Below are 6106 nucleotides of genomic sequence, written 5' to 3'. Positions count from 1 at the left end.
CCTCTAAATACTGAAGTGCCGCCAATCCTGCCAGGGAATAGGGCGTAGCGCAAGCGTCCGTATAGTCGGAATGCAAAAACAAAACGTGGCGACGCAATACCCCATCGCCATCTACCCAAATATCGCTATAGCCTTGGCGGTTTTCCGGCACGCCGGGAGGGGGGGCAATACCGGGATTGTTGGGGTTGTCTGCCTGTCCGATACCGCACAAAGCAATGAGATTTTCGGATTCCCAAAGTTGCTGTAACTGCAAGTGTCCCGGTTCCACGGGGCGATCGCGAAAAATATCCAAGGCAACAACGCGGGGTTGGTGAACCTGCAAATCTTCGATCGCCTCTGCAAGAACTCCATCCGGTAGAGGAAAGCCATAACGGTTTACGTCCTCTTCTGTCGCTTCCACCACCAAAATTCGCGGATCGATCCCCTCTGCCGGACGCTGCCGCATCAAGAAATCGTATGCCCCCCACTCCCAACGCTGCAACCCACCAACCGATCGCACCCCCAATACAGCGATCGTCGCTACCGTTCCCAGAGCCAGTATCCGCTGCCAACTCAGGCGTTTCCTCGTCGCGGGTGATGACTCCTCCTTCGCCTCCCACAAGTCATCCCAAGTGGGGGCAACGCGATCGGGATGTTGGAAAATTACCGGCAGCCAACTGGCGCAGGGAAACTTCTTTTCCAATCCCTGCAACCGTTCCCTTGCTCGGCGTACCGCCAGATAAAACGGCTTTCCCCCGGCAAACGCTGTCAGAAAATACTTCAAAAATGCCTGGGCGACACGATCGGGAACCAACTCCCGCATCACCACCATCTGGGGAATTCGCAAATTGCTCAGTTGCTGCGCCAACCCCAATCCATCGCAGGAGTTGAAAATTGCCAGTTGCAACCCCCGCGCCACCGCCTGGTGTAAGGCAAACTCCAATTCGTCGATCGTTAAACTATCGGTGGGGTTGATATAAATCCGCCCGCGATCGCCCTCTGTGTGGCTGTGTCCGGCAAAAAAGAGGATATCCCAAGATTTATCCCAAAGTCGATCGTTGACTTTCTGTAATTGGGGTTTAACCAGGAATTCCACTTCTGCGTGGGGCAAACTGGCTAACAATTGGCGATCGGCTTCCACTTCGATCCCCTCATCGTGGCCCAAAATCGCCAAAATTCTTACCGTTGCTGTCCCTTTCGGCGAGGGTAGGGGTCGATCGAATTCCGGCAAACTCAGGGCGACTTCGGCATTGGGGTAGCGTCGGAAAAAATCCCATCGATGCCAGGGTAATTTCTGCAAATCCCGATCGCCCGTACAAACGAGTATCCGCACGTCGTCATCGCGGCTGAGTTCTTCGCGCAATCGCCGATCGATATTTTGAAACGGTGTCGATCTGAGCCAATCGTTGAAGCGATCGCTCAGTTCTCGCGCCGATCTCTGACATTCTCGCACCAAGCTGCCATCGTACTCTATCGCTTCGGGTTGGATGCGATAGGGGGCTTCGATTTGCCGATATTTCTGCTGCCAATGGGTTTCGAGAAATGCTGCCAACTCTGGGTTCGGGGGTAAGTTGCCGAACATTTCCAGTTGTCGGTTGCCATCGGTATCCATCTCCAGACGCACCCGACAGCCATCGTTCAAATTGCCATCGAGTATGAGAATCGATCGCTTGTTCGTCATCTATTCCTCCACTGCCACATCCCCATCGCATCAGTTCGGACATCGCGGAGTCCTCGTTATAGCAAACCCTACCCACCCAACCGGGGTAGGCACAGGGGCACTACCCCTACAGCTTTTTACATTTTTCCGGTCAACTCCGTGCCGAGTCAATGTTTTTGCAAACTGCGACAATTCGCGCAAGGCGCAAGGCTAATATCTGAATGCTTACAGTCGAGTTTAGATGAGAAAGGCTTCCGTCACGCTGGTATCTCCCAATGCCACTTTGATGCTGAACTCCTCTCCCGTCTCACCGCTAAATTTCAACTGAATATTTTTGGTACTTCGGGCTTCGGCTTGCATTACCGCCGCACCCGCCTCGTCGAGAACCATTAATTGCAGATCTTGCGGTAAATAAGTTCGATCGCCCGTCGGGTATATTTCCACACCAATTCCCATTTCTCGATCGGTTCTCGGTTTCAACCGCACCAACAGCGCCACTTCTTCTCCCGATCTCGCCAGCGTCAGCCGCTTCACCCGTTCGATCTGAGTTGGAGAACCCCGCAAAGCAAAACCCCGGTTCTGACTCCCCCGCCACGCCATTTGTGGGGGAGACAACAGCGATTCTACCGCATCCCAACCCGTATCGAATATATCGTTCAGCCATTGGTTGAGTTTGACTGAGTTTTGCAATTGGCTGGCGTACCGAAGAAATCCATCGAGCGATCGTAACTGGCTTAACGGTATTTCTTCGGTTCTAACTTGCCTCACAAATCCGATGAGTTTTGCTTTTTTTAGCGCCCGATCGAATTGCACGGCAAAATACCCTTTTCGATCTTGCCAAACCTCTTGTGGAACTCGTAATATTTCCTCATCTGGCAGTACCGGGCGGCACTCAAACGTACCGACTTCTTTAATGGCTAAATCGGCAACATCTAGAAAAGTTTGGATCGCCCGATCGTAACTTTCGCTATTCGATTTATCGGTATCAAACCCCATACACTGCAAATAGAAGTTAACAGCATACACCGCTAACGTATTCAGATAGACCTGTTTGCCCTGTTTGAGGGAAAACTGTCTCTGGCGAAACCGATCGGCCATTTGGTGGGCTTCTTGCCCCAAGGGAACGGTAAAGGTAAGGGATTTGGGGGTTCTGGATTTTTTCTTTGCCATCGTTCGACGATTGTCCTTGCGTGCAACTGAAGCTTAGCAACTTAGACTTGAAGATACTCTTTGAAAAAAGGCTTAAACTTGTGGAGTTGTTTTTTATAAAATTCACAAAGAGAAGAACTCGGAACGTTCAGCTCCGAAGATATTTCTTTCCATTTTCGGTCTTGCCAAATTTTAGCCATTGCCAAAAATTGAAATGTCGCTTGAGGCTGTCCTCGAACGTACTCTTTTCCAAACATATTATCCGGATTTTCTTCGATTAATTGTTTGAGTTGTTCTGATTGAGAAATATTTTTCTGTGGAGGTTGCCAACCGTCTAAATCTTCGAAGCTGGGACGGATAAAAAGAGAAGCTTTTTCTTGGGGCACTGACCCCACTCCTCCTCGTTGATATTTAGTCCATGCATCTATAAACCGTTTTGTCAATAAAAAATTACACCATGCCATCACATCTTTAGTTCGATCGTATTGTTCGATTTTTTGGCACATTTCCATCAAAGTGGCACTGAGTGCTTCATCGTACAAATCCTCATATATCGCAGATGGTAAGGGAAACGAGCTGCGCTGGGGATGCCCCAACCGTCCCGATGCCAAAATCTTTTCCACAAGTCGATTGAGAGCTTTTCGCCGCTCGTAGCTCCGAGGGGGATGCCCTCCGGCTTCTCGGGCCAGTTGATTGAGTTGTTCGTCGATCGGATCTTTATCTTTTGCCTCACTCATTTCTCGTGCCTAGTCTGTTCGTAGAATTGAGTCGCCCATTCACCATCATCAGAGCTTGAGTTCTATCTATATTTCGGCTCGATCGAACCCTTTTTTCGGGAGTCGCTCTTTTTGTTACAAAGCTTCATTTCATGCAGTTTTGACGGCAACGATCGCCCTTAGTAGAACTCGTGCTTCGCCTCCATCATGTTGGCGGGCAACAAATTAGATCCGGATCGCACGATCTCGCGCGGCAACGATTCGCGAAAAGCTCGATATCGAGAGGCGATACCATCCATTCTCCTTGGTTCGATCGCCCCGAACTCTGTAAAAACATAGAGGTATAGGTATATATTCCCGGTTCCATTTCCTGGGGAAGTTTGGATCGGTTATGGAGAGTGGGAGTTTCCCCACCAGACCGGATCGAAGCTTTCCCATCAATAGTTGTCAGGGGCCCGATCGGATCTAGAGCACTTGCAAAAGCCCGACCTTCAGAATCAGCTAGAACAGTTGTAAATATTGCGAACATCGCTACGAGTTTTCCACCTTGCAATTTCATCGATCGTGTTTCTCCGGAAGCAAGACAACGTTAGAGTTGAAAACGTTGACGTTGAGATATATCTATTTCTCAACGACCCTGCCAACCAGCACTGAATTACTCATTTCCCAAGTCGAAAATCCCAAGTTGAATTTGGGTTCTATAGGCGTTTCTGCTCGGGCGAGCGGATTTTTCGGCAAACCGGAGTTTTGTTACAAATCTTTATTCAATAATATCGAGACTAACTCCAGGCTCGTGTGCTCAAAGAACTTTGGAAACTGGAAAAATTTTGCAGGTTGAGTGTCGTCATCTCCACTCGCGACGCTCGATCGTCGCAGGTCATGGGGTGGTAGTAATAGAAGGACGCTATAACGATTGGGGAAACTTCGATTATTTAGGAGCAGGAAATGACGATAACATCCGCTTAGTTAGTCTAGCAAGCTGGAGTTTTGCTTGTATCGATCGCGAGCAAAGTTTTACTCAAATCTTGAAGAAACTCAACCGCAACCCCAGTTACCCCAGACTCCCCCAAAACGCCAATTACCAAGCAGAACAAAAACTGGCAATGGGCTATATTCCATTACCCCATTCCCTACGCCAAGGCAGTCAAACTATTTCCTGGTATCGCAGTCCCTTAATTCCCGATCGTAACATTCGCAATAATGCTGACTTTAGCCGCAATACAGATCGGCAAATTACAGGAATTATTCTGCGATCGCAAGTGGTTCCCGGCTGGCCAAGTTTAATTATTGATGGTTACTCTCAATCTGTGTCAGGTTTAGATTTTACTCCCCCAGACAATCTTTTACCCATTTTACGAATAGAAAAGTTAGCTAAAGATGTCTTAATTTGTTTGTTTGAAGGAGAAGTGAAAACCGTTGATATTTACCTCAAGGGGTGACAAGAAGGCTGAGTGGCGGGGAGAATGATGGTTTGAGCCAACACCCCAAAAAATTGGGGAGCACACAGCTCCCCAAAATCCAATGATGTTCCCTCAATTCTACCAAAAAGTCCTCTCTACCCATCTAAATCCCCGTCAACATCTGACGTTACAATTGTTAGTTTTACTCCTGCAAAGTCATCGTTAAGTTAAATTATCGACATTAGCAAATGTCTTTCTAGCCTCTTTGTCACCCCTTGAGGGATCGTAGAACCAAGAATCCCCCATCTTTTAAGTGGGGGAGTGTCAAGCCCTCATATCTCACCCCAATGCCAAACGCGATCGCCCCATTTGCTCGATAACATCCCGTAATTGACTCGATGCCTCATCCCGACCGTTTTCGGCAAAATGACGGGCGGCGAGTCGTAAGTCTTGCAGGGCGGCCGGTCGATTCCCGAGTTGATAGTAGATCAAACCGCGATTGGCGCGGGCTTGGGCTGAAGAGGGATCGAGGCGCAACACTTGGGTTAAATCTTCCACGGTGCGATCGACATCTCCCAAGCGATGGTAGGTGCAGGCTCGGTTGTAGTAGGCTCGGGCATTCTGGGTATCTAAAGCGATCGCCCGATCGAAATTCGTCACGGCTTCGGGTGGGTTATCGATACCCAAATACGCTAAACCGCGATCGATATAAATTGCAGCCTGCTGCATCGGTTCTAGCGACGACTCCGGTACGATGGCGCGATCGTAATCCTCGATCGCCCCTCGATAGTCGTGCAGTTCGTACCGACTTAACCCGCGATTGTAATAGGCGCGCGCGTCTCCGGGATTGAGTTGGAGAACCCGATCGGTATCGGCGATCGCTTCTGGATATCGACCAGTGCGATAGCGGGCTAAACCCCGATTGAGATAGGCTTCCCGATTGCTCGGATCTAGTTCGATGGCTTGGGTGCAATCAGCCAGGGCTTGCGGGTAATTCCCTTGGTAAATATAGACCAAACAGCGATCGCTGTAAGCTGCGGCCAGGGTGGGATCGAGTTCGATGGCGCGGGTAAAATCTTCGATCGCCTGGGGGTAGTCTCGGGCTTCAACGGCGATCGCTCCTCGTTGCAACCATTTTGTTCCGGTGCCGCGAGTTCCGACAATCTCACTAGCCCCAACCCAGAGCGCCCCGAAACAGGCGA

The 6106-nt window shown here is 49.7% G+C and carries 5 protein-coding genes; 1 reads left to right on the top strand and 4 read right to left on the bottom strand.

From position 1 onward, the window contains the following. The 3 genes from IQ235_RS16165 to IQ235_RS16155 form a co-directional block, all read right to left on the bottom strand. Window positions 1–1660, bottom strand: a 1660-nt coding sequence (locus IQ235_RS16165) for a CHASE2 domain-containing protein (RefSeq protein WP_264322470.1), incomplete at its 3' end; no start/stop codon positions are given. Between the two features lie 216 nt (window positions 1661–1876). Then, window positions 1877–2809: a DUF1822 family protein gene (locus IQ235_RS16160; protein ID WP_264322469.1), complete on the bottom strand. Its 933-nt coding sequence runs from the start codon at window positions 2807–2809 to the stop codon at window positions 1877–1879. A 41-nt stretch (window positions 2810–2850) separates the two neighbouring features. Beyond that, entirely contained in the window at window positions 2851–3525 is a 675-nt protein-coding gene (locus IQ235_RS16155; RefSeq protein WP_264322468.1) for a hypothetical protein, read from the bottom strand. Between the two features lie 788 nt (window positions 3526–4313). On the opposite strand from IQ235_RS16155, the gene IQ235_RS16150 reads away from it, so the two are divergent. Then, window positions 4314–4943 (top strand): hypothetical protein, encoded by a 630-nt coding sequence (locus IQ235_RS16150; protein ID WP_264322467.1) that lies wholly within the window; start codon window positions 4314–4316, stop codon window positions 4941–4943. 300 nt (window positions 4944–5243) lie between these two features. Here IQ235_RS16150 and IQ235_RS16145 read toward each other — a convergent pair. Further along, a partial coding sequence (locus IQ235_RS16145) for a tetratricopeptide repeat protein (RefSeq protein ID WP_264322466.1) occupies window positions 5244–6106 on the bottom strand: 863 nt, incomplete at its 5' end.

Origin of the sequence: Zarconia navalis LEGE 11467 (genome assembly GCF_015207075.1) — a bacterium.
Taxonomy (GTDB): domain Bacteria; phylum Cyanobacteriota; class Cyanobacteriia; order Cyanobacteriales; family Geitlerinemataceae; genus Zarconia; species Zarconia navalis.
Note: the sequence above shows the minus strand (reverse complement) of the source record. Positions and strands in the feature narration are given on the sequence as shown.

Coding starts and splice junctions, on each gene's coding strand:
- IQ235_RS16160 (WP_264322469.1), bottom strand. CDS start 2,809: ATGGCAAAGAAAAAATCCAGAACCCCCAAATCCCTTACCTTTACCGTT.
- IQ235_RS16155 (WP_264322468.1), bottom strand. CDS start 3,525: ATGAGTGAGGCAAAAGATAAAGATCCGATCGACGAACAACTCAATCAA.